26 protein-coding genes are annotated in these 21,995 nt (G+C 69.7%); 7 read left to right on the top strand and 19 right to left on the bottom strand.

What is annotated here, in order from left to right; genetic code table 11:
- Positions 1-85: 85 nt before the first annotated feature.
- Entirely contained in the window at positions 86-1,771 is a 1,686-nt protein-coding gene (locus HW837_RS25265) for an MFS transporter (protein WP_193380050.1), read from the bottom strand.
- A gap of 132 nt (positions 1,772-1,903) precedes the next feature.
- Between HW837_RS25265 and HW837_RS25260 the strand changes: the two genes are divergently transcribed.
- Complete coding sequence (locus HW837_RS25260) at positions 1,904-2,752, top strand: TetR/AcrR family transcriptional regulator (protein WP_313895579.1); 849 nt, start codon at positions 1,904-1,906, stop codon at positions 2,750-2,752.
- Positions 2,753-2,994: 242 nt separating this feature from the next.
- On the opposite strand, the gene HW837_RS25255 is transcribed toward HW837_RS25260, so the two are convergent.
- Both HW837_RS25255 and HW837_RS25250 read right to left on the bottom strand, forming a co-directional pair.
- Positions 2,995-3,654, bottom strand: coding sequence for a TetR/AcrR family transcriptional regulator (locus tag HW837_RS25255; RefSeq protein ID WP_045557379.1), 660 nt, complete (start codon positions 3,652-3,654; stop codon positions 2,995-2,997).
- A gap of 146 nt (positions 3,655-3,800) precedes the next feature.
- Positions 3,801-4,466, bottom strand: a complete 666-nt coding sequence (locus HW837_RS25250) for a helix-turn-helix domain-containing protein (protein ID WP_193380052.1) — start codon at positions 4,464-4,466, stop codon at positions 3,801-3,803.
- 164 nt (positions 4,467-4,630) lie between these two features.
- Here HW837_RS25250 and HW837_RS25245 point away from each other — a divergent pair, with 164 nt between their 5' ends.
- Entirely contained in the window at positions 4,631-5,257 is a 627-nt protein-coding gene (locus tag HW837_RS25245; protein WP_193380053.1) for an NAD(P)-dependent oxidoreductase, read from the top strand.
- Between the two features lie 603 nt (positions 5,258-5,860).
- Here the strand turns inward: HW837_RS25245 and HW837_RS25240 are convergent.
- The 6 genes from HW837_RS25240 to HW837_RS25215 all read right to left on the bottom strand — a co-directional run bounded on the left by HW837_RS25240 (position 5,861) and on the right by HW837_RS25215 (position 9,675).
- The gene (locus HW837_RS25240) at positions 5,861-6,730 is read right to left on the bottom strand and encodes a GvpL/GvpF family gas vesicle protein (protein ID WP_093789202.1); all 870 of its coding nucleotides are present in this window, start codon (positions 6,728-6,730) and stop codon (positions 5,861-5,863) included.
- Positions 6,727-7,041 carry a gas vesicle protein K gene (locus HW837_RS25235; RefSeq protein WP_045557382.1) on the bottom strand — a complete coding sequence of 105 codons (315 nt, stop codon included), beginning with the start codon at positions 7,039-7,041 and terminating at the stop codon, positions 6,727-6,729. The genes HW837_RS25240 and HW837_RS25235 overlap by 4 nt, the downstream gene beginning before the upstream one ends.
- 47 nt (positions 7,042-7,088) lie before the next feature.
- A complete protein-coding gene (locus tag HW837_RS25230) occupies positions 7,089-8,024 on the bottom strand; it encodes a gas vesicle protein (RefSeq protein WP_234442495.1) in 936 nt (311 codons plus the stop codon).
- A complete protein-coding gene (locus HW837_RS49660) occupies positions 8,014-8,481 on the bottom strand; it encodes a gas vesicle protein (RefSeq protein WP_159040878.1) in 468 nt (155 codons plus the stop codon). Before HW837_RS49660 ends, HW837_RS25230 begins: the two co-directional genes overlap by 11 nt.
- 556 nt (positions 8,482-9,037) lie before the next feature.
- A complete protein-coding gene (locus HW837_RS25220) occupies positions 9,038-9,445 on the bottom strand; it encodes a PIN domain nuclease (RefSeq protein ID WP_045557383.1) in 408 nt (135 codons plus the stop codon).
- Positions 9,442-9,675, bottom strand: a complete 234-nt coding sequence (locus HW837_RS25215) for a type II toxin-antitoxin system VapB family antitoxin (RefSeq protein ID WP_045557384.1) — start codon at positions 9,673-9,675, stop codon at positions 9,442-9,444. The genes HW837_RS25220 and HW837_RS25215 overlap by 4 nt, the downstream gene beginning before the upstream one ends.
- Positions 9,676-10,435: 760 nt before the next feature.
- Here HW837_RS25215 and HW837_RS50400 point away from each other — a divergent pair.
- Positions 10,436-11,505 (top strand): IS630 family transposase gene (locus HW837_RS50400; RefSeq protein WP_419583497.1). Its coding sequence is split into 2 segments (ribosomal slippage): positions 10,436-10,907 and positions 10,907-11,505, totalling 1,071 coding nucleotides; the frame shifts between segments, so codons are not numbered across the junction.
- Positions 11,506-11,549: 44 nt separating this feature from the next.
- Here the strand turns inward: HW837_RS50400 and HW837_RS25200 are convergent.
- From HW837_RS25200 to HW837_RS25190, 3 genes are all read right to left on the bottom strand, one after another.
- A complete protein-coding gene (locus tag HW837_RS25200; protein WP_045557385.1) occupies positions 11,550-11,888 on the bottom strand; it encodes a helix-turn-helix domain-containing protein in 339 nt (112 codons plus the stop codon).
- Positions 11,885-12,049 carry a type II toxin-antitoxin system RelE/ParE family toxin gene (locus HW837_RS50085; protein ID WP_313895577.1) on the bottom strand — a complete coding sequence of 55 codons (165 nt, stop codon included), beginning with the start codon at positions 12,047-12,049 and terminating at the stop codon, positions 11,885-11,887. The genes HW837_RS25200 and HW837_RS50085 overlap by 4 nt, the downstream gene beginning before the upstream one ends.
- 390 nt (positions 12,050-12,439) lie before the next feature.
- Positions 12,440-13,033, bottom strand: coding sequence for a TetR/AcrR family transcriptional regulator (locus HW837_RS25190; protein ID WP_045557386.1), 594 nt, complete (start codon positions 13,031-13,033; stop codon positions 12,440-12,442).
- Positions 13,034-13,165: 132 nt separating this feature from the next.
- On the opposite strand from HW837_RS25190, the gene HW837_RS25185 reads away from it, so the two are divergent.
- From HW837_RS25185 to HW837_RS25175, 3 genes are all read left to right on the top strand, one after another.
- On the top strand, positions 13,166-13,930 hold the full coding sequence (locus HW837_RS25185; RefSeq protein WP_234442496.1) for a 3-oxoacyl-ACP reductase family protein: 765 nt from the start codon (positions 13,166-13,168) through the stop codon (positions 13,928-13,930).
- A gap of 102 nt (positions 13,931-14,032) precedes the next feature.
- Positions 14,033-14,986: an alpha/beta fold hydrolase gene (locus tag HW837_RS25180; protein WP_193380056.1), complete on the top strand. Its 954-nt coding sequence runs from the start codon at positions 14,033-14,035 to the stop codon at positions 14,984-14,986.
- 44 nt (positions 14,987-15,030) lie between these two features.
- Entirely contained in the window at positions 15,031-15,450 is a 420-nt protein-coding gene (locus tag HW837_RS25175) for an ester cyclase (protein WP_045557388.1), read from the top strand.
- Positions 15,451-16,497: 1,047 nt separating this feature from the next.
- Here the strand turns inward: HW837_RS25175 and HW837_RS25170 are convergent.
- The 4 genes from HW837_RS25170 to HW837_RS25155 all read right to left on the bottom strand — a co-directional run bounded on the left by HW837_RS25170 (position 16,498) and on the right by HW837_RS25155 (position 18,913).
- Positions 16,498-16,635 carry a hypothetical protein gene (locus tag HW837_RS25170; RefSeq protein WP_371271404.1) on the bottom strand — a complete coding sequence of 46 codons (138 nt, stop codon included), beginning with the start codon at positions 16,633-16,635 and terminating at the stop codon, positions 16,498-16,500.
- Between the two features lie 95 nt (positions 16,636-16,730).
- Positions 16,731-18,044 (bottom strand): replication-associated recombination protein A, encoded by a 1,314-nt coding sequence (locus tag HW837_RS25165; RefSeq protein WP_093789200.1) that lies wholly within the window; start codon positions 18,042-18,044, stop codon positions 16,731-16,733.
- 81 nt (positions 18,045-18,125) lie between these two features.
- Positions 18,126-18,521 (bottom strand): MmcQ/YjbR family DNA-binding protein, encoded by a 396-nt coding sequence (locus tag HW837_RS25160; RefSeq protein WP_045557394.1) that lies wholly within the window; start codon positions 18,519-18,521, stop codon positions 18,126-18,128.
- The gene (locus HW837_RS25155; RefSeq protein ID WP_045557395.1) at positions 18,518-18,913 is read right to left on the bottom strand and encodes an MmcQ/YjbR family DNA-binding protein; all 396 of its coding nucleotides are present in this window, start codon (positions 18,911-18,913) and stop codon (positions 18,518-18,520) included. Before HW837_RS25155 ends, HW837_RS25160 begins: the two co-directional genes overlap by 4 nt.
- Positions 18,914-19,149: 236 nt before the next feature.
- Here HW837_RS25155 and HW837_RS25150 point away from each other — a divergent pair, with 236 nt between their 5' ends.
- Positions 19,150-19,980 (top strand): helix-turn-helix domain-containing protein, encoded by an 831-nt coding sequence (locus tag HW837_RS25150; protein WP_313895576.1) that lies wholly within the window; start codon positions 19,150-19,152, stop codon positions 19,978-19,980.
- 30 nt (positions 19,981-20,010) lie between these two features.
- Here the strand turns inward: HW837_RS25150 and HW837_RS48850 are convergent, their stop codons facing one another.
- The 3 genes from HW837_RS48850 to HW837_RS25140 all read right to left on the bottom strand — a co-directional run bounded on the left by HW837_RS48850 (position 20,011) and on the right by HW837_RS25140 (position 21,993).
- The gene (locus HW837_RS48850) at positions 20,011-20,313 is read right to left on the bottom strand and encodes an alpha/beta hydrolase (protein ID WP_234442500.1); all 303 of its coding nucleotides are present in this window, start codon (positions 20,311-20,313) and stop codon (positions 20,011-20,013) included.
- A gap of 169 nt (positions 20,314-20,482) precedes the next feature.
- The gene (locus tag HW837_RS48845; RefSeq protein ID WP_234442501.1) at positions 20,483-20,779 is read right to left on the bottom strand and encodes a hypothetical protein; all 297 of its coding nucleotides are present in this window, start codon (positions 20,777-20,779) and stop codon (positions 20,483-20,485) included.
- A gap of 191 nt (positions 20,780-20,970) precedes the next feature.
- Positions 20,971-21,993 (bottom strand): zinc-binding dehydrogenase, encoded by a 1,023-nt coding sequence (locus HW837_RS25140; protein ID WP_193380058.1) that lies wholly within the window; start codon positions 21,991-21,993, stop codon positions 20,971-20,973.
- Positions 21,994-21,995: the final 2 nt, after the last annotated feature.

The following is a 21,995-nucleotide window of genomic DNA, read 5'->3' as shown; positions in this document are numbered from 1 at the left end:
CCTCGGCCTCCGGGCCACCCCGGAGTTCGAGCCCCGGAGCGGCCCGGAGGCCGAGGACGGTGAGGCGTTCGCCCCGCCCGGCGATCTAGCGGATGGACCCGGCCCGCTCCCGCTCCGCCGCCGCCTCGTCCGCCGTCGCCTCGTCCACCGCCGCCTCGTCCGCCGTCGCCGTCTCGTTCGCCGTCGTCCCGGCCACCGGCTCCGCGTTCTTCTCGGTCTCGGCGAAGCCGCGCCGGCCCGGCAGGACCGCGAGGACGATCAGGGTGCCGGCGGCCATGATGATCCCGCCGATGAGGCTGGTCTGGGCGACCCCGTGGGCGAAGGCCTGGTGGACGGCGTCCACGACGGCCTGCGCCTGCTGCGGCCCGGCCGAGGGATCCTGCGCGACCCGCTCCGCGACCGCCAGGCCACCGCCGACCGAGTCCTGGGCGACCTCCATCGCCTCGCCCGGGAGCCGGTTGCCCACCAGATCGGTCAGCTCGTCCCGGTAGGCCGTGCCCAGCAGCGAGCCCAGCACCGCGATGCCCAGTGCCCCGCCCAGTTCCAGCGCGGTGTCGTTGGCACCGCCGCCGACACCCAGCTCGGACTCGGGGAAGGAGTCCATGATCGTGTCGGTCGCCGGGGAGACGCTCAGTCCGATCGCGAACCCCAGCATCATCATCGGCGCCAGGAAGTCCCCGTACGCCGAACCCTTGTCGATCTGGGTGAGCAGGAACACGCCCGCCGTACCGACGAGCATGCCGGTCACGACCATCGCCTTCACCCCCAGCTTCGGGGTCAGCTTCCCGGTCACCATGGCGCCGACGAACACCGCACCGGCCAGCGGCAGCAGCCGTACACCCGTCTCCAGGGAGCCGTAGCCGAGGACGAACTGCAGGAACTGCGTCGCGTAGTAGATCGCGCCGAACGTGCCGAAGAAGAAGAACAGCACCGCGAGCATCGAGCCGCTGAAGGGCCGCAGCGCGAACTTGCGAACGTCCAGCATCGGGTGCGGGTGACGCAACTCCCAGGCGACGAAGGCGAGCAGACCGACACCCGCGACCACGGCCGCGGTGACGGGACCGGCGCCCCAGCCGAAGTGCGGGCCCTCGATGGCCGCGTACACCAGGGAGCCGACCGAGACGATCGACAGCAGACCACCGACGTAGTCGATCCGGCCCATGCCCTCCGCCTTGGACGGCGGCACCAGGGCGAGCGCGCCGACCACGGCGACGACGGCGATCGGCACGTTGATCAGGAAGGTCGAGCCCCAGGCGTGGTCCTCCAGCAGCCAGCCGGCGACCAGCGGCCCGACGGCTATCGCGAGGCCCGAGGTCGCGGTCCACGCGGTGATGGCCTTGACGCGCTCGCTCCGCGGGAAGGTCGCGACCAGCAATGACAGCGTGGCCGGCATCACGACCGCGGCACCGACACCCATGATCGCGCGGGCCGCGATGACCAGCGCGGTCTCGTCGACCATGCTCCCCATCACCGAACCGCCGGCGAAGATCAGCAGACCCAGCACCAGCGCACCGCGCCGACTGTACTTGTCGCCGATCGAGCCCAGCACCAGCATCAACGCCGCGTACGGGACGGTGTAGCCGTCGACGACCCACTGCAGATCACTGCTGCTCAGGCCCAGGTCGGTGGTCATGTCGGGGGCCGCGACGATCAGCGACGTGTTCGCCATCACCACGATCAGCAGGCTCAGGCACAGCACGAGCAGCGCCCACCAGCGCCGCGCGTACGGCCCGGTCATCTTCTCCACGGGGGTGTTCGCGAGGAAGGGCATCGGTAGCTCCTAGAGGACGGGTACGACGAGCGGAATCACTTAATTGCCCATCGATGTGCAGACTAGTTTATTGCCCACTGCTGTGCAAATATCGCGATGCGCCCTCCTCCCACCCACCCCCGAGGTACCGACGTGACCAGCCGACCAGCACGAACACCGACGGCGAGGCCGAGGCCGTCTCCGCCACAGCGCCACGAGACGCCACCTCCTCCCCGTCCGGCCGCGGCCTCGGCGCAGCGGCGGGACGCGCGGGCCACCCGCGCCCGGATCCTCGACGCGGCCCGGCGGGAGCTGACCCGCGACCCCGACAGCAGCCTGGAGAACATCGCCGCTGCCGCCGGTGTGGCCCGGCGCACCGTCTACGTCCACTTCGCCGGCCGGGCCGCGCTCGTCGAGGGCCTGGCCGCCGAGGCCGCGGAGGCGATCCGGCGGGCCGTCGCGGACGCCCCCGCCGAGACCCCCGACGCCGCCGCCGACCTGGCGCGATGCGTCCTCACCGTGTGGCCCGTCGGCGACCGCTACCGCACCCTCATCCGGCTGGCGCGCGGCCAGGACCTCGCCCCCGCCCGAGTCGACGAACTGCTGTCCCCCGCCCGCGACTTGGTCACGAGGGTGCTCACACACGGCCACCGGCAGGGCGTCTTCCAGACCACCCTCCCGCCCGCCCCGCTCACCCGGGCCGTCGAGGCCCATCTGCTGGGCCTGCTCGACTGCGTCAACCGCGGCCTCTGGTCCGACGACGGCACCGGCGCCGCCGCCCTCATCACCGCCGGAGTCGCCCCCGACACCGCCACCGCGAAGGTCGCGCACGTACGGAAGACCGGGTCGCCCCAGCGCCCCGCCCGAAACCCCGATCCCGTACGCCACCCTGGACCGGGTGGACATCACGGTGTGCGTCATCCCCGCCGACGGCTCCGCTCGCCCGCTCCCGATGACCTAACTCGTCCTGGAGATGGCCGGATTGATGAAGTCGGACGATGACAGCGAGCCTGGAACCGACCCAGGGCTACGGCTCCGGCCGGATCCGCGCCCGCGTCCTGACCACGCTCGGCTTCGAGGTCACCACGACGAAGACCGTCTCGGCGGCCTCCGGCTGCGCTCGGTCACCACCAGGGAGCAGGGCCTCACGGCGTGGCGCTTCTCCGGCAAGTCGGTCACCTACCGCCGCGACGACGCCGGGGGCACCACCGGGCGTCGTCGCGAACGGTTCGGCCTGAGAGGCGTCAGGCGCCGTCCGCCGGAAGTGCCGTGGCGAGCGCCGACGCGACCTCCTCGACCACCGCACTCGCCCGCTCCTCCGGCACTCCGGCCGCGATGAGGGTGGTCGTGGCGATCCGGTGCCCGTCGTCCTCCAGCGCACCGGTGTTGACGGACTCCAGGAGCGCGACGTGCATCGCCTCCAGGCCGGCGCTCTGCACGGCCGGCGGCAGACGGGAGTGGAAGACGCCGTCCCGCTGCCCGCGTTCCAGGATCGCCGTGGCGGCCTCGCGGGCCGGCGCGAGCACCTCGGCGACGCGCTCGGAGCCGAGGTCCCGCCGGGCGAGCGCCAGCAGCATCCGGTAGCGGTCGCCCACGGGCCACATCCGGAGCACGAACCGCGCCAGCGCCCGCTCGGCCGGCTCCGCCGGATCCCCCGACTCCGGCCCGGCCTCGACCGTGTTCCGCAACGTCTCGGCGGCTTCCTCGGCGAGCGCCTCCAGCAGCGCGGCCCGCCCCGGGAAGTGCCCGAAGAGGGTGCGCCGGACGACGCCGGCGGCCCGCGCCAGCTCCTCCAGCGTGACATCGGGGTTCCGCCCCAGCTCCTCACGGGCCGTGGCCAGGATGCGCGCCCGGTTGGACCGCGAATTACGGCGCAACGGCTCGCGGGCCACGGGCTTGCTCACGGAGAACCTCGCAGCATCGGAGGACGGACGAACGGCCCCCTATTTTGTCACGCCGTGCCGAAGCCCCCATCTCCCGCCGCGCGCCCACCGGCCACACGCGGAACACACCGCCCACCCCCGCTGCCTCACCGCCGACCCGGCGCCGATCATCCGCGGGTCAGGCCCAACTCCCCCGCCCGTACGCCCGCCTGGAAACGTGAGGCCGCGTCCAGGCTGACGAGCAGTTCCGCGACCCGGCGGCGGTAGGTACGCAGCGACATGCCCAGCTCGCGTGCGGCCACCTCGTCGGTGGCGCCGGAGACCAGTGCGCGCAGGACCTTGGAGGTACCGGCGCCCATGCGGGGCCGCTGCGGATCGAGGAAGGTGGACAGGTCGGCCGCGCTCTCCCAGGCGGCCTCGAAGAGCGCGTAGGTGCCGCCGATCAGGGCCGGCGAGGCGCTCATCGTGTATGTCCGCGGCTGCTGGGCGCCCGGCGCGGAGGACGCCGGGTCGGTGAGGATCATGGTCCGCCGGTCGATGATGACGGTGCCCTGCGGCAGGGGGGCCGTGGCGATCCGGATCCGGAAGCCGGACGCGGCCATCTCCCGCAGGGCGTCCCGGTCGCGCTCGTCGGCGAGAACGGCGGGGCTGTACAGCTTGCGCGCCCGGTGCACCTTGCCGAGGCGCATCTGGCGGCGGGCGGCCTCACGGGCTCCGGGCCAGGTGTCGAGATCGTGGGCGATGTGAACCCATTCCCCGACGTCCGACTCCGCCAGGGGCCCGACCCGGGCCCAGAACTCGACATCACCGCGGAGTTCGATGACCTGTGCCATGCGTTCAGTATGCCGTTGGCAGGAAGGTGCCACGGGCTCGCCGGAGGGGCGCGGGTCTTGCAGGCTCGCCTCCATGAACGGCAGGTTCCGCCCGGCCGTCGCCCCGCACCCCGACCCTCGAGTCGTCACCCCGCTCTTCCGATCCTCAGACGAAGGACGCTCCCATGAATCTCCTGATCCTCGGTGCGAGCGGTCCCACCGGCCGCCATGTCGTCGACCTGGCCCTCGCGGCGGGCGACGGGGTCACCGTCCTGGCTCGCAGGCCGGAAGCACTGGAGGACCTGGCGGACCGGGTGACCGTGGTCGCCGGGGACGCGACCTCGCACGGTGACGTCGCGAAAGCCATGGTCGGGCAGGACGCCGTCGTCTCCGCGCTCGGCAGGAGCACCTCGATCCGGGCCGACGACCTGTTCACCCGCGCCGCGGCGGCCGTGATCGGCGCGGCGCGGGAACAGAACGTCGCCCGGCTGGTGTGGCTGTCCTCGTTCGGGGTGGGCGAGACCTACCGCTCGGCGAGCCTCGTACAGAAGATCTTCTACCGCACCTTCCTCCGGACCATCTACGCGAACAAGGCGATCTCCGAGCGGGCGATCCGCTCCAGCGGCCTGGACTGGACGCTGGTCTACCCGACCATGCTGACCAAGGGCCCCGCCAAGGGCGGCTATCGCGCCGACGACCGTCTCCCGATGAAGGGCAACCCGACGATCAGCCGCGCGGACGTCGCCGACTTCCTGCACAAGGCGGCCCACGACCCCACCTGGATCCACCGCGACGCCGTCATCACGGACTGAACCCAGCGCCCGGCATTCGGCATTCGGCATTCGGCATTCGGCAGGACAGCGCCCCAGACCGGTCCCTAGGCCGGGTCCCCAGACCGGTCCCCAGACCGGGTCCCCGGGCCAGGCCCCCGGGCCAGGCCCCCGGGTCGGCCGCGGCGTTCGCGCGGTGGGGTCGGGGTCGGCGCCGACCTTCGTGACGACCAGGATGTGGTCCTCGGGGCGCAGTGCCTCGCGGATCACGTCGATGGCGAAACCGAAGCCGTAGAACTCGGCGGTGATGTCGGCGATCGAGGTTCACCGTGGGTTCGCCGGACCGAGGGCGTCGGCGGCCTGACTTTGCCCGCAGCACTCGGCGCGGCCCGGTGGCCAGAGCGGTCGCCGCACAGTGAGGAGGCGGGTCGAGGCCGACTGCACGATGCGTTGTCGGCAGGGAAACCTTGCGGCAACGACTGCCGCCCTGACGGCGTGGTGTCGCGATGGACCCGCCGGCTGAGGTGCCCGCGGTGCATGAGCGACGCGGAGCCCGGTGCATGAGCGACGCCCCGGCCGCCGTCGGCATCCGATGCCGGCGGCATGCACCTCCGGCGTGGCGTCGATCCGGTCGGGATGCGTTGATCACGGCGGATCAGAGCGTGCGCCGGCCAACCGCTGCCCCGCGAGCGGGGCTGCGGTTGGCGGGGGATCCGGCAGTTCAGTGAAGGAATACGGAGGCCAGGGGCCCAAAAAGCGGATACGCACGGCGGGTTGGCGTGCCTGGAGTTCGCTCAGGACTCCACCCACGGTGTCGATGTCCTCCTGCCGGGTGAGGAGGGCCACTGACAGCACGTGTGTCTCGTCCGGGGATTGCTGGGTGCGGCCGCGGTCACGCAGGTCTTCCGCGAGGGCGAGCAGCCTGCCGCGGACCTCCGCGTGCACCTCGTCGGCCAGCCGCTCGGCCGTCTGCCTGGCGGTCTGTTCCTCCTGTTTGGCGAGGAGCCGGCGCATGCCCGCCGAGCGGTGCGTCGAGGCTGCGTCTGCGTGCGGGGCCGGTGTGGCGCCGAGGGCTCTGCGGTCCAGGGCTATCTCCACGCGCAGTTCGCACCGGTCAGCCAGGGTGCGTAGCTGTTCGTCGATGTCGGCCGCCCGTTCGGCGATCCATTCCGTCAGTCGCTCGGCCGCCTTCCGCCCGCCTGCGGACCCGCCCGCCGGGGCCGGCTCATCGGACGACTCATCGGCGACCAGGACATTGAAGGTCATGGGCAGGACACTGCCGGTTCGTTCCCACACGGTGGTGACGACCTCGTTCTGCTGCCTCACCCAGCGGCGGACCTGGTCGTCACTGCCCTGGTACGGGGTGGCGGGGGCATCGTGCACCAGGGCCGCGATGCCTGTGCCCGGGGCGTGTACGAGCCGTGTGGGACACCCGTCGAGACCGGTGACCTCACAGGTGGCCGCTGTCTCCGAACGGAGTAGGGCGTACACGTACAGGGCGTGGTGCCCGGTCATGCGTCGGCCTCCTCGGCCCAGCGCCGGGGGTTGACGAGTTTGTCGACCACGTCGTCGACCACCTCGTCCAGTCCCCGGTGCAGGTCCGCGACGGAGGAAGTGATGCCGTGGTCGTCCTTGATCTGGTCCATCGCCTCATCCAGTTCCAGCAGGGCGTCGGCCAGGCGCTCGCTCTCCTCCAACGTCAGGTCGCCTCCGTTGATACGGCGCAGAGCCTGGCGTTCCAACGCCTCCTGGATGACCTCCACCAGCGTGACCACCAGAGACAACACGCCGTGTTTGAGGCTTTTCTCGTCGACGGTCAGGGGCATGACTGCCACCTTTCTGTGTCGCGGTTCGCCGCATGGTCGTACGACGGTCATGCGGCCGGCGGTATGGACCCCGCCGTGTTCAGCGCCTGCGTCCAAGGCGCCGAGTCGTCTGCGGCCAGCAGCACTTCGCCCCACCCCCTGGCACGTAGGACGAGCACTTCGCCGTCCCCGGCGGGGCTGGTCCCGTGCGCCGTACGACGCACACCGGTGATCTCCGCGGTGGGTACGACCAGGGCGGGCCGGGAATCCATGGGCGACTTCCAGGTCAGGGCCTCACCGGTGAGCCGTCCCTGCCCACAGCGCCACAACGGGCCGCTGCGGCGCGGCTCGTGGAACCACAGCCGCCCCTCCGCCAGCGGCCGCTCCTCGACGGCCGGCGACGTGTGCCAGAACGCGTTGTCCAGACGGCCCGCGCACGCGTCGGTGAGATGGTCGTGCAGCCGCTCGGGGTCCTGGGCCGAAAGCAGTTCCTCCGTACCGTCGGCCAGCGCCACCCGCACCCGCAGGCGTTCCTCGCCGCCCACCGTGGGCTCCGGGGCGAGTCGGACACCCCGGACGACGCCGAGATCGCTCTCCCACAGGACTTCCCGAGGCTGGTCCCGCACCACGGCCAGCCGCTGGTCGGTCAACCAGACGATGCCGGGCCGCCACGTGTGGTTCGGCCCCTCTGTCAGCAGGTGCCCACCGCTCATGCGGCTGACGACTCTTTCGCCGTCCCGCAGGTCGATCGTGCGGCGTGCGGCGGACCGTTCGGCCCAGGCCCGGGTCGCCTCGTCCCAGTTCCGCATCATGCCGTACTCGAGCATCGTCTCCATACCTGCGACGGCCGCCCGAAGGCTGACCCCGATCAACGGGACGTCCGACACGGCGACAATGAGGTCCAGGTGCAGGACCGCGCCCTTGTTCAGCAGGACCTCGACCAGGTCGTCCAGTGTCACCCGGGGGTCACGCGTCGGACGCAGGGGCGATGGCTCAGCGGTCACGCCGGGCCGCCTCGTTCCCAGCCTCCACGCTCGCGCGGTCGCCGCCGGCGGCAGAGCCGTCGAGAGGGACGGGACCCGCAAGAGCTTGCTCCGTCAGGCGGGCCTGGGCACTGCGCCAACCGCACCAAGGACAGTACTCCTGCAGCAGTTGCTCGACGGGAGCACGTTTGCCGCACTGGGGGCATGTCTCCTTCGCCACCCGCGCCTGCCGCCAGGCGGCCGTCTCCGTGTCCGTACCGGAGGGGAACTCCAGCCCGTAGTGAGCGGCCGTCTCGAACGAGGCCAAGGCGGCGCGCAGACGGATGCCGAGCAGTTCCACCCCCGCCACCGACACCATGATGTCGGCGTTGAGGACCAGTCCTTTGTCCAGCAGGGTCTCCACGACATGGGCCAGACCCCCGTCGCCGTCCCGTCTGGGCTGCAGCGGAACGGCTCCCGCGCCTCGCGTTCCGGCCATCGCCCCATCGCGGCGTGTGCTTGCGGGCGGTAAGGCGGCCCGGTTGCCCACGTTGTCGTCCGGATAGCTGCTCATGCCTGTGCAAGTATCCGCCCTCACGTGACTTACACACCCGACACGGCGGAGGGCGGCCATCCTGGCGCGGGGTACGCGACGGCCTGCGCGCCTTACCGACACCGGGCAGCCCGACCCTCACGGTGCGCATCAGCGAGGAAGCCTTCCGAAACCGTGAGGCACTGCGGGGCGACTCCGTGGTGCGATCTACGGCCGTTTCAGTACGGGCCTTTCCCCGCGCCCAGCCAGCGTCTCCTGCACTGGCACGCAGCGGATTCTCCTACAGCGACTCAAAGGCATGGGAGAGCGAGCCCCTCCGGGAGCCTCAACGATCAGCGCACGAGCCGTCCCCGCGTGCACGAGGCCGACGACGGGAGCATCCGCGAGTACATCTTGATGACGGAGCCGTCTCCGCGTATACGGGGATAGGTCGTAGTGATGCACCCCGGAGACATCGATCACCGAGGCCATAAGCCGACAGACGCGTTCCCGCCTCCGGAGATCAGGCTCGTGCGTCTCGCTGCTGAACTTCCTTGAGGACTCCGGCCACCGTCGCGAAGTCATTGTCCACGTGGAGGACGGTGTGCCCATGGTGTACAGCTGTCGCACACACCAACAGGTCGATCGCTCCCGCCGTCCGATGCTGGCCCTTCTGGGTCAGTTTGTACTGGGCGGTGTCGACCCACCGCCAAGCGTTCTTCGGAACCGGGGAGAGCAGACAGAGCGCGTCCAGTTCCTCGGCCAGCTCATCTCGGTGAGACGGGCTGGTCGCCGAGTAAAGGAATTCGGCACGTGTCGGCTCACAGAGGTGGAACACCCCGGCGGCGATGTGTCCCTCCCAGGGGCGCAGCGCACCTGGGGTACGGAACAGATGCCACAGAGCCGAGGTGTCGACCAGATACGTGATCACTCGAAGGCCTTGCGCCGCGCGCGCTTCTCGGCTTCATGCGCCGCTGCGGCCTGCTCAAACTCGCCGCGCTCACCTCGCGCGGACAGCTTCTCCGCGGCCTCAAGCCTCCTGATCCGCGCTACGTAGTCCCGAAGGGCCGCGTTGACGGTCTCCTTCTTCGTCGTGGCACCCATGAGCCGCATGGCCTCGGCCAGTGCCTCGTCGTCGAGATCAATCTGCGTGACGGACATCGCACACCTCCCATGTCCACGATGTATGCGCTCAGGATACGTCACCAACATCGAGCGCGACCAACCATCAATCACAAACAGACCACGCAGGGGCGGCACGCCGGCGTCAGGGCGTTCACATGGACCCACTTCTCACTGCGGGACGAGCCAGCGGAGACTCGTCCGACGCCGCCACGAAACACCCCATAAGCACCACATCCGACTTGACCGGAATCGGCGTCCAGACTTTGTCCAGACGGTCGAGAAGTCGTGATCACAACGGGGCCGCCAGGACCCTCAGACTCTCGCCCTGACCAGGAAAACGCCTGGCCAGACGGTTTCTCCTCGCGTAGCGAGTGGTGGGGCGGGTGGGACTCGAACCCACGGCCGACGGATTATGAGTCCATTGAGGATCTTGGCGGTCCTTGCCGATCCGTGCCGATTCACGCCGTTCTTGCAGGTCAGACGTGCTGATCTGCTTCAGCCCTGTGCAGTGCTTGTCGGCCTGTTTCTGTCCTTGTGGCCCCTCAATGGCCCCTGGGGGTCGATGAGTTGGGCGCCTTCCACAACATCAGCCGCGTCCGCCCAGCAAGGCCGAGGGGCTGGAACCTTCGCGCAGCGGAGTCTCTTACCGACGCGATGATGCTCCATCCCAGACCCGGGTGGGGCATCATCCCTGACGTCGGATGCGATCCCGTCCACCGGACTGCGCATCGACCTGGCTACTGAGGTTTTCGGCATAGGGTGACGGTGATCTCGCTGGTGGGTGTATCCCGGTGTCATGCGGTATCCCGATGGGGGTGGCCTGACCGCGAAGCAGCGGGCTCAGCGGGAGCAAGTGCGGTGCGAGGCCGCCGAGTTATTCGCGCAAGGGGTGGCGCCGCCGCAGGTCGCACGGCGGTTACGGGTCTCTCGTAAGTCCGCTTACGCCTGGCATTCCCGCTGGCGGGAGGGCGGTATGGAGGCGCTGCGATCCAAGGGCCCCTCAGGGCGGCCCTCCCGAATGAAGCCCAGCTGGCGCAAGTGGCTGGCCGCGGAGTTGGAGAAGGGGCCGGCCGCGCACGGCTGGGTGGAGGACCAGCGGTGGACGCTGGACCGCATCGCTGTGGTGATCGCGAGGCGCTTCCATGTCCGCTTCAGTGCGGCGCAGACCTGGCGCATCCTGCACCAGATGGGCTTCACGGTGCAGGCCCCGGCACGCCGGGCCGCCGAACGCGACGAGGACGCCGTGGCCACGTGGATCAAGGAGACGTGGCCGCGGGTGGAAAGACGGTGAGGGACCAGGACGCGTGGCTGTGCTTCGCGGATGAGTCGGGCCAGATGCTCCGGCCGCCGAGGGCACGGACCTGGTCCCGGCGCGGTCACACGCCCTGTGTCAGGGTCAGGGCTGCGGGTTCGGGACGCATCTCCCTGGCGGGTCTGGTCTGCCGCAAGGCCGGCCGGCGCACCCGGCTGATCTTCCGGATGCTGGTGCACCACGGCCGCAAAGGCGAGAAGAAGGGCTTTCGGGAGAGGGACTTCGCCTCGCTCCTGGATGCCGCTCACCAGCAGCTCGGCGGCAACATCGTGCTGGTCTGGGACAACTACAGCCACCACGTCGACGCCGCCATGCGCGAGCTGATCGGGAAACGGCCGTGGCTGACAGTCTTCCGCTTCCCGACCTACAGCCCCGACCTCAACCCGGCCGAGGGGGTGTGGGCGCATCTGAAGAAGAGCCTGGGCAATCTGGCCCCATGCAGCATCGATGACCTCGCCGGGCTGGTCCGGACCCGCCTCAAACGGATGCAGTACCGGCCCGGCCTGCTCGACGGGTTCGTCGCCGAGACCGGACTGATCACGACGCCGCCATAACGTCACCCCGAACCGAAAACCTCAGTAGCGGCGTGCCGATCGGGTCAGCCGAGTACGTAGCTCTCATCGCCGAAATCAGCGACGATCTTCAGCTCGCCACCGAGTGCCCTGACGTAGGCAGCGAGGGTGTCGACCTCGCTGCGCTCCAGCCGACCCTTCTCGATGCGTGAGACGCGGGCCTGGGTGACACCCATGGCTTCGGCAACCTGGACCTGCGTGGTGTGCTGCCGCTTCCGCAACTCGGCGAGTCGGTGCACACGAGAGGCCAGGACCATCGCCTGCGCCCCCTTCTGGATCTGGTCCCTTTCGGCATCGGTGAACGCGAAATCCTCGGCCAGGTCTCCCCAGGAGACGGCCTGCGGGTCCTTGAGGTGATCAGTCATCGTGCCCCGTCCTCTCCATCGATTCGCTTCAGATGCTCCGCGTACGCCTGCTCCGCCTGGGGCACCGCGGCGCGGTACCAGCCGGACCAGTTGCCTGCCTTGTCACCGCCGACCAGGATCACAGCCTGGCGGTCCGGGTCGAACACGAACAGCAACCGCACTTCCGTGGCCCCTGCCTAGCCGGGGCGGAGCTCCTTGAGGTTCGACAGCACCGAGCCCTTGATCGTGTCCACCAGAGGCCCGGCCCAGCGCGGGACCTTCCTCCTGAAGGGCAGCGACAGCATGGCTGACCTGAATCAGCGTGTCGCGGTCAGTACGCCGCAGGCCGTGCAGCCACGAAAGAGCCGGCTCGACCACGACGATCTCCCAAGCCACGCATGCGCCCCCATCTGCAATTTATTACACTGGCAGCATACACCGCTGGCATCATAACGGCAGGCGTGGGACCGGTCCGGCCCGGTCAGCCGAGAGGATGGAATCACGCGCATCGGATCAGCCGAGGACGTAGGTCTCATCGCCTGACTCGGCAACGAAACTTCAACTTGCCGATTTCACGAACTCGGCCATGTACTGAGTGCCTGGTCGACGACGCGGTGCATGTCTTCTCGGCCGGCGCCGCCGGCGGCCTGCACGGCGAGGCCCTGCCCCACGGTGTGCACATAGCGGGCGAGGGTTTCCGGGTCGGCGGTGAGTGGCAGGTCGCCCTCCGCCTGGGCTTGTTCGAACCGTTTCCGCAGGGCGGCCACTCCGGCCTCGCGGCGTTCGGCCAGGTCGCGGCGGACCGATTCGCTTTCCGGGCCGGCGGCCAGCGCGGACTGCACCAGCAGGCAGCCGCGCGGGCAGCCGGGCGCGGTGTGGGCCTCCACGCCTCCGTGCAGCATCGCCTCGGCCACCTGCCGCGCGGTGGGCAGCTCAAGTGCCGGGCCCACAAAGGCTCCCGGGCCCTGCACATAGCGGTCGACGGCCTTGCGGAACAGCTCCTCCTTGTTACCGAAGGCGGCGTAGATGCTGCGCCGGTTGATCCCCATGGCCTCGGTCAGCGCGGCAAGCGAGGCACCCTCGTAACCCTCGGCCCAGAACACCCGCATCGCCACCTCCAGCGCCTCGTCGGTGTCGAAGGACCGGGGCCGTCCCGTGCTGGGCATCGAAGCCTCCTTGAGAAAAGTTCGCCGCTACGGAATGACTCCCGTGGTTGCTCAGGTTAATGTCACCGTGCATATAGTAACCGAGCGGTTCGGTTCGTAAATGAAGTGACGCAGACATCGGAGACCCCTCTTATGAGCACCCAGCCCGACCCTGGCACCACCCAGTCCGGCATGCGGCCCCTCGACGGCAAGACCGCCCTGGTCACGGGCGGCTCCCGGGGCATCGGTGCCGCGATCGTGCGCCGTCTGACCGCCGACGGCGCCCAGGTCGCCTTCACCTACGCCAACGCCAAGGACCAGGCCGACGCCGTGGCCGAGGCGACGGGCGCCCTTGCCGTACAGGCGGACAACGCGGACCACGAAGCCGTCCGGGCCGCGGTCAGCCGCACCACGGAGCGTTTCGGCGGACTGGACATCCTCGTCAACAACGCCGGCGTCGCCCACATGGCGCCGATCGAGGACTTCCCGCTGGAGGAGTTCGACCGGATGATCGCGGTCAACGTCCGGGGCGTGTTCAGCGCGGTGCAGGCCGCCACTCCCCACCTCGGCCCGGGTGGTCGCATCATCACGATCGGCAGCGTCATCGTCGACCGCGTCCCCTTCCCCGGCGCAACCGTCTACGCCCTGACCAAGGCCGCCGTCGCGGGCCTCACCCGCGGCCTGGCCCGCGAACTCGGTCCGCGCGGCATCACCGTCAACAACGTGCAACCCGGCCCCACAGCTACGGACATGACCCCCGACTCCGGCCCGTACGCGGAATCCCTGAAGCAGCTCATGCCACTCGACCACTTCGCCCAGCCCGCCGACATCGCCGGCGCCGTCGCCTATCTCGCCGGCCCCGAAGCCCACTTCATCACCGGCACCAGCTGGAACGTCGACGGCGGCATCGCCGTCTGACCGCCCACCCCGGGCGGCCGCACGCAGGCGCGGTCCACCGGCCTCCAGCCGCACCGCCGTGCACGACAACACCCCCTGTCACGAAAAGGACGTACCACCGCCATGAACGCTTCCACCACAGCTTCCAGGACCGCCTTGGCCGTCGGGTCGGAGGAGCCGCTCAGCCCCGGCTACGACGCGGCGACCAAGGACGACGCCGAGTTCAACGAGCTCTTCCGGCACGGCTTCACCACCATCGACGACGTACAGATGCACTACGTCATCGGCGGCGACGGCCCGCAGGTCATGGTGCTGCTGCACGGCTGGCCGCAGAGCTGGTACGAGTACCGCCAGATCATGCCCTCGCTGCTGCCCGGCCGCACCGTCATCGCCATCGACCTGCCGGGCCTGGGCGACTCGACCGGGAACCCGCCCTCCAGGGCCAAGACGGTCCTGGCGACCTACGTCCACAAGCTGCTCGACCACCTCGGCCACCGCGAGAACGTGCAGGTCGTCGCCCACGACTTCGGCGTCAGCGTCGCCTATCCACTGGCCGCCCAGTACCGCGAGCAGGTGTCGGGCCTGTTCCTCATGGACTACGGCCTGACCGGCAAGAACCTGAAGTTCGCCGCCATCGAGTCGATGTTCTGGCACTTCTCCTTCAACAAGCAGCGTCCCCTCGCGGAGGAACTGGTCACCGGCCGGGTCGAGACCTTCCTCACCCACTTCTTCCAGGGGATGAAGACCGCCGGCGAGAACATCTCCGCCGACGAACTGGCCGAGTTCGTCCGGCTGTACTCCCGCCCCCAGGTCCTGCACGCCGGCTTCGAGCTCTACCGGACCGAGATCCAGGACGAGGCCGACAACACCAGACTCCAGGAGACCCCGCTGACCATCCCGGTCCGCATGATCACCCAGGCCGGCCTCGCCGACATGGTCCTGCCGCCCCTCCAGGACGCCGCCCCCCACGCCACCTCCGCCGACGTCCCCGGCGCCGGACACTTCCTCCTCCACGAGGCACCCGACCGCGTCCTGACCGAGATCAACGCCTTCTACCCCACCAACCCCACAGCCTGACCGGCTTCGAGAGCCGTCACACCGAGGTGAGAGGAAAACCCCTGATGAACAGCCAACCCACGTCCGCCCGCGAGGTCCCCACCCGCCTGTTCGCCGCCTTCGACGCGGGCGACACCGACGCACTGGACACCCTCGTCTCCCCCGACCTCATCGACCACAACCTGCCCGCAGGGGCTCCCTCGGCGATCGAGGGGATGAAGGGGATGGTCGCTGCCATGCGCGACGGGTTCACCAACCCTCACCACGAGATCGTCTACCAGGCCGAGACCGACGACGGCTGGGTCGTCTCCCAGTGGGTGGTCACGGCGACCCACACCGGCCCTTGGTTCGGACTGCCCGCGACAGGCCGTGACGTGACCTGCTCCGGCATCGATCTCGCGCGCGTGGTCGACGGCCGGATCGTCGAGGTCCGGCACGTCGAGGAGCTGCTGCAACTGCAGATGCAGATGCAGCTCACCGACTGAGGCAGCAGCAAAGGCGCATCATCGCGGCGTGAGCTGACCAGACGAGAACCCCCGGCGAAGAGTCGAAGTCGATCGCCCCCTAGACCCTTCGCCGGGGGTTCCCCACACCATCACCGGCACGAAGCTCCAGGTCCCGGTCAAGCGCGTCCTGCAGGGAGCCTCGCGGCAGTATCGTGACGGCCTCCGCGTTCAGCGAGAACGAGAGCGTGCCTCCCGAGGCCAGAAACGTCACGCCGCAAGGAACGGTCCCACGTCGTTCCCGTCGTTGTCGGCTTCTACGCCGACTCCGACACCCTGCCGAGCATCGAGGCGGACGCGGATCAACTGCTCAGGGACGCGCCGCGCACGAGCTCCTCACGGCCGCACGCGGCCGGCTCACCGGGCGAACACTTCGGTAATTGGCCCGCCGACGGCCCTCCGGGGCCGACACCCCCGCCGCCCCGGCTCCTGTGCGGCCCCTGGGTCTCTTCGTCGGCCCCAAGGCAGTCGCCCGGGCCGCGAGCGACACCCTCGGTCATCTACTCAGCCGCAGGTCAGATGGGTTGGAGCTCCCCCGACCGCCGCCGGACTCCAATCCCACGACCAGCGGATTCACTCCATTCAGGCGAAGTTGATACTCCGACAGCCAAGAATGAACGTTTCCGCAGGTCAGAGACCTGCATAGGTGGGGCGGGTGGGACTCGAACCCACGGCCGACGGATTATGAGTCCATTGAGGATCTTGGCGGTCCTTGCCGATCCGTGCCGATTCACGCCGTTCTTGCAGGTCAGACGTGCTGATCTGCTTCAGCCCTGTGCAGTGCTTGTCGGCCTGTTCCTGTCCTTGTGGCCCCTCAATGGCCCCTGGGGGTCGATGAGTTGGGCGCCTTCCACAACATCAGCCGCGTCCGCCCAGCAAGGCCGAGGGGCTGGAACCTTCGCGCAGCGGAGTCTCTTACCGACGCGATGATGCTCCATCCCAGACCCGGGTGGGGCATCATCCCTGACGTCGGATGCGATCCCGTCCACCGGACTGCGCATCGAGCTGGGTAGCGGCGCGTCGATCGCGTCAGCCGAGGACGTAGCTCTCATCGCCGAAGTCAGCGACGATCTTCAGCTTGCCGCCGAGCGCCTTGACGTAGGCAGCGAGGGTGTCGCCCTCACTGCGCTCCAGTTGGCCCTTCTCGATGCGCGAGACGTCAGTCATAGTGCCCCGTCCTCTCCATCGATTCGCTTCAGATGCTCCGCGTACGCCTGCTCCGCCTGGGAGGGCCCTCGCGGAGACGTCGCGGGCGCGGCCGTTCAGCCGCGTTGCCGGCGGGCGCGCAGCGCGGCCCAGTGGCGCAGGCGCTCGGTGATCTGGGCTTCGTAGCCGTTGCGGGTGGGCTGGTAGTACGTCTGGCGATTCATGTCGTCAGGGAAGTAGTCGTCACCGGAGAAGCCGTCGGCTGTGTCCGGGTCGTACTGGTAGTCCCTGCCGTAGCCAAGGTCTTTCATCAGCCGGGTCGGGGCGTTGAGGATGTGGGCGGGTGGCATGAGTGAACCGGTGTGCCGGGCTGATCGGTGTGCGGCGTTGAAGCCGCGGTAGACGGCGATGGACTTGGGGGCGGTGGCGAGGTGGACGACGGCCTGGGCGATCGCCAACTCACCCTCGGGGGAGCCGAGTCGCTCGTACACGTCCCAGGCGGCGAGGGCCTGCTGGACGGCGTGCGGGTCGGCCATGCCGATGTCCTCGTTCGCGAAGCGGACCAGGCGGCGGGCGACGAACAGCGGGTCCTCGCCGCCGTCGAGCATGCGGGCGAGCCAGTACAGGGCCGCGTCCGGGTCGGAGCCGCGCATCGACTTGTGCAGCGCGGAGATCAGGTTGTAGTGGCCCTCCTGCGCCTTGTCGTACAGCGGGGCGCGCTGCTGGATGTGATGGGCGAGCCCGGCGGTGTCCAGGGTGGTTTCGGTGTCCGGGAGGGCTTGGAGCTGTTCGGCCATGTTGAGGAGGTAGCGGCCGTCGCCGTCGGCCATGGCGATCAGTGCGCGGCGGGCGTCGTCGTCCAGGGGCAGATGGTGGCCGGTGAGCTGCTCGGCGCGGTCGAGGAGCGTGGACAGTGCGGCTTCGTCGAGGCGTTTGAGGACGAGGACCTGGGTGCGGGAGAGGAGGGCGCCGTTGAGTTCGAAGCTCGGGTTCTCCGTGGTGGCGCCGATCAGGGTGACGGTGCCGTCCTCGACGTAGGGCAGGAAGCTGTCCTGCTGGGCGCGGTTGAAGCGGTGGATCTCGTCGACGAACAGCAGGGTGCCCTGGCCGATGCCACGTCGGCTTCGTGCGGCGGCGAAGACCTTGCGCAGATCGGCGACGCCGGAGAAGGTGGCCGACACTGGCTCGAAGGCCAGGTTGCCGGCGTCCGCGAGGAGCCGGGCGATGGTGGTCTTCCCGACGCCGGGAGGGCCCCACAGGATGGCGGAGCCGAGGCGCTGCTGGGCGACCATGCGGCCGAGCGGGGCGTCCGGGGCAAGGAGGTGGTCCTGCCCGACGACATCTTCCAGCTGGGTGGGGCGCAGGCGGTCGGCGAGGGGCCGGGAGGGCTCCTCGCGGAAGAGCGGGAGGGTCACTTCGGTCGGTTCCATCCGTCTCTCGGGTCGCAGGCGGACGTGTGCGTACGTGTGCGGACATGACGAGCCTTGCACGGGGCACTGACAGGCGTCGGCTCAGCCGCTAGGGGGAAGGTCGCGGAGTTCATCGGGCACCGGGCGGTCGCGTCGCGGCAGCCGCTCGACGGCCAGGTGGTAGGAGTCCTCGACCACGTCGGTGACCAGCCGCTCGGTGATGCGGGGTCCCGGCCCCAGTGAGATCCAGTGCCGTTTGTCGAGATAGCGGCCCGGTGTGATCGATGCGTGGCCGCGCTCCAGTGCCCGCGCGTGCTCGGGTTCGCACTTGACCGTGATGATCTGTTCGTCCGGGTCGTCGGTGACGATCAGGAACACCTTGCCCGCGACCTTGTATACGTCGAGTCCGGGGGTGAAGGGGTAGCCGTGGCTGACGTCGGGGAGGGCCAGGGCCGCCCGGCGGGCGGTGTCCTGGAGCCGGTCACCGGCCGCGCTCACCGGGGCGCCCGCGTGCCGGTGCCGTAGGTGTGCGGGTCGACGGGCTGCTCGGCCTTGGGCAGGTGGGCGACGACGAGCCGGTAGGAGTCGGTGACGAGCTCCCTGACGAGCTCTTGGTCGATGCCGTCTCCGCTCTCCAGGGTGATCCAGTGCTTCTTGTTCATGTGATAGCCGGGGGTGATGTGGCGGTACTGCTCCCGCAGGGCCTGAGCCTCACCGGGATCCGCCTTGAGGATCACCACGGGCCGCCCCGGGACTTCGGTCATCAGCATGAACACCTTGCCGCGCACCTTGAAGACCTCCCAATCAGGACCGAAAGGGTGTTCCAGCTGAGCTCCGGGGAGCTCCTCCGCGCAGTCGGCGGCGGTCTTGTGCAGGGCCGGTCCGTTCATGGGCGTGCGCTTCCTCAAGTGGTGACGGACTGTGGCATCGAAAGACGTGGAGGGCACGCCGCGCGGGCGCGGCGGCACGTCCCATCCTTCCGCCGCAGCCAACCAGAAAGGCAGTAGGCTGCGGACACGTGATGGTCGACAGGCGACACCCTGACCCGAGCGGAAGCGCGGCCGGTCCGGCTGTGGTACCGCTGTACGGTTTCCAGCCCCCGGTCGGTACTCCCTACGGCCTTGAAGTGAGCACCGTCGAGGACTTCTTCACCCACCACGACGACTGGCCGTGGAACCCGCCCCGTCCGGGCCGTGCCACCTTCCACTACCTCATCGCGGTCACCGAGGGTGAGCTGCGGCACGACGTCGACCACGTCACGCGGACCGTCGCCCCCGGCCAGTGGCTGTGGGTGCGTCCCGGGCACGCACAGTGCTGGCATCCGCCCGGCGCGGCCCGCGGCCCGCTCATCCTGTTCGAACCGGACGTGCTGAGGCCCGATATCGCCCGCCTCCTGGCCCCGCTCACCGCGCACGAGGCCTCCGCCGTGCTCAGCCCGCACCCCGACGACACCGCATGGCTCCAGCAGACGGCACTCCAACTCCTGGACGAACACCGCATACTGGGGCGCCGCCCCCTCGACATCCACCACGCCCTGCGCCGCAGCCTGCTCGAATCGCTGCTGCTGCGCCTGGCCAACTCCCCTGGCATCGCCACCATCGGAACGGCCACGGCCGGCGCCGGCCGTGCCGACCGGTACGGACGCTTCCTGGACGCCCTGGAGCTGCACTTCCGCGAACTGCACCACGCCGCGGACTACGCCGAGTTGCTCGGCTGCTCGGTCCGCACCCTCAGCCGCACCGCCCGGGACGCCACCGGCAAGGGAGTACGCGAACTGATCGACGACCGGCGCCTCCTGGAAGCCCGGCGCCTGCTGGAAGCTGCCCGGTGGGACGCCCGGGCCGTGGCCGTCCACCTCGGCTTCACCGACGCCGCGAACTTCGGCCGCTTCTTCCGCGACCGCACCGGCCTCACCCCGGCCGCCTACGCGGCCCGCGAAACGAGGACCGACGCTTGACGGAAACGCGGTGACCGCCGGGCTTGCCCGTCAGGAGGCAATGGCTGTCTTCGCAGTCTGCGCGTTGTCGCACCACTCACCTGTCAAGGGCCGGATGAACTCCTCACGGGTCGCGCTGGAAGCGCGCGACACAGCCGCATGATCCACCGTCATGTCGAACCCGTGGAAGCTCCCGCCCCACATGTGCAGGTCGACGCTCACTCCCGCCTCGGCCAGGCGGCCGGCGTAGCTCAGGATCTCGTCGCGGAACCCCTCGGCCGAGCCGGTGTCGATGTAGGTGCGCGGCAGCCGGCTGAGATCATCGGCGCGGGCCGACGCGGCGTACTGCGACACCTCCGGACCGCCCCACCGCTCACCCAGCACGGAGGTCCACGCATACAGGTTGCTCAGAATTTGGTGGCTGAGCGGGGGAAAGGCGTGGGATCGGGGTGATCCGGCGCCAGCCGGTATTCGACCGACACGACGACCGCACTCCCCTCGATCACATGGGGAAGGAGATGACTCACGTGGTCCCGGCGTCCCCCATGATCATCCCGCCCCCGTGGAGGCTGAGGATGCCTCCCTTGGGGCCTCGGTCCTCGGCGGGGCTGAGGATCAGCACCGTGATGTCCGGCTCGCCTTCCGGCCCCGGTACCTGGCGCTCCTCCACCCGCACTCTGCCGCCCGCCGTCAGAGCCTCCGAATCCAACCCGGGAGAACCCTCCGCGATCTGCCGTCGGATCTCTGGCAGGGCCTCGTCCGACAGGGCCGGAAAGACGGCTCCCCGCGCCTCCTCGACGGGCGCGAGTTCCGGGTCCAACGGGGCCGGATGGTCGTGGCACCGAAAGAGTCTGCTGCTGTCCGGTCCGTCATCTGTTCTCTCCTTCGGAAACAACGACGGGGAGCGGAGGCGCTCTCCGCCGGGCTGAAGGACTCACTGCGAACGACGTGCGGGTGCGAGCAGATCGAGTCGAGGTGTGCGATGACCTCGTCGCGTCCCGTGATCAGTTCTCAGTCGTCCAGGACGACGACGTGCTTGCCCGGCGTGGTGCCGGACTCGACGTCGGCCTGGGCGTCACGGACCTGTTCCAGGCCCTGGTAGACCTTCGCGACCGGGACCTTGAGCCGTCCCTCCGCAATGGCCTGGAGTTGATGGGCGAGGACGTCGGCCGGGAGGTCGGCGGCCTCGCCCGCGTAACTGGTCAGCCGCACCCCGCTGGGGATCATGAACGGGGTGAAGTCGGGGATCGTCCACGCGCCGCCCAGGGCGCCGGTGAAGCAGACGGTGCCGTGCACGCGCACGCATCCGAAGGAGTCCGGCAGGGCTGTGCAGCCCACCAGTTCCAGCGCGGCGTCCACGCCCTGCGGTGCGAGGTCCCGGACCTTCTCGGCGATGTGTCCGTCGTCCACGATCGGATGGTCGACACCCATGGCCCGCAGTTCGTCGGCACGCCCGGCGTGACGCGTGGTGGAGATGACGGTGGCGCCGATGTCCTTGGCCATCGCCGCCGCGCTCAGCCCGACCGTGGAGGTGCCGCCGCGGATCAGCAGCGTCTGTCCGGCCTTGAGGTCCAGGCCACGGGTCAGGGATCCGTAGGCGGTCTGGAACATCTCGGGCAGGGCGCCGACGACGTCCCACGGCAGGGTGGTCTCGAACGGGATGACCTGTGCCGCGGGGACGGTCACGTACTGGGCGTACGCGCCGTCGTACGAGCGGCCCATGTTGCCCATCATCGTGGCCACCTGCCGACCCGGGCCGAGGACGCTGTCCTCGTCGGCCGCATCGACCACGCCGACGCCTTCGATGCCGGGGATCCGCGGGTAGGTGACCTCCGCGTCGGACTCGCCCTTGCGGGTGGTGACCTCGGACTCGTTGACGCCGAACGCCTTCACCCTGATCCGCACCCAGCCGGGCTTGCGTACCGGCACCGGCACATCCTGGATCTGAAGTGCGTCCAGGCCGCCGGGCCGGGTGACGACGACGGCCCGCATCGTCGCCGGTGCGGCGTCGCCGGCTGCTGTCGGTTGGCTCATAC

Origin of the sequence: Streptomyces caniscabiei, assembly GCF_014930365.1 — a bacterium.
GTDB lineage: Bacteria > Actinomycetota > Actinomycetes > Streptomycetales > Streptomycetaceae > Streptomyces > Streptomyces caniscabiei.
The sequence above is the reverse complement of the archived record's forward strand: the minus strand, read 5'-3'. Positions and strand labels throughout refer to the sequence as shown.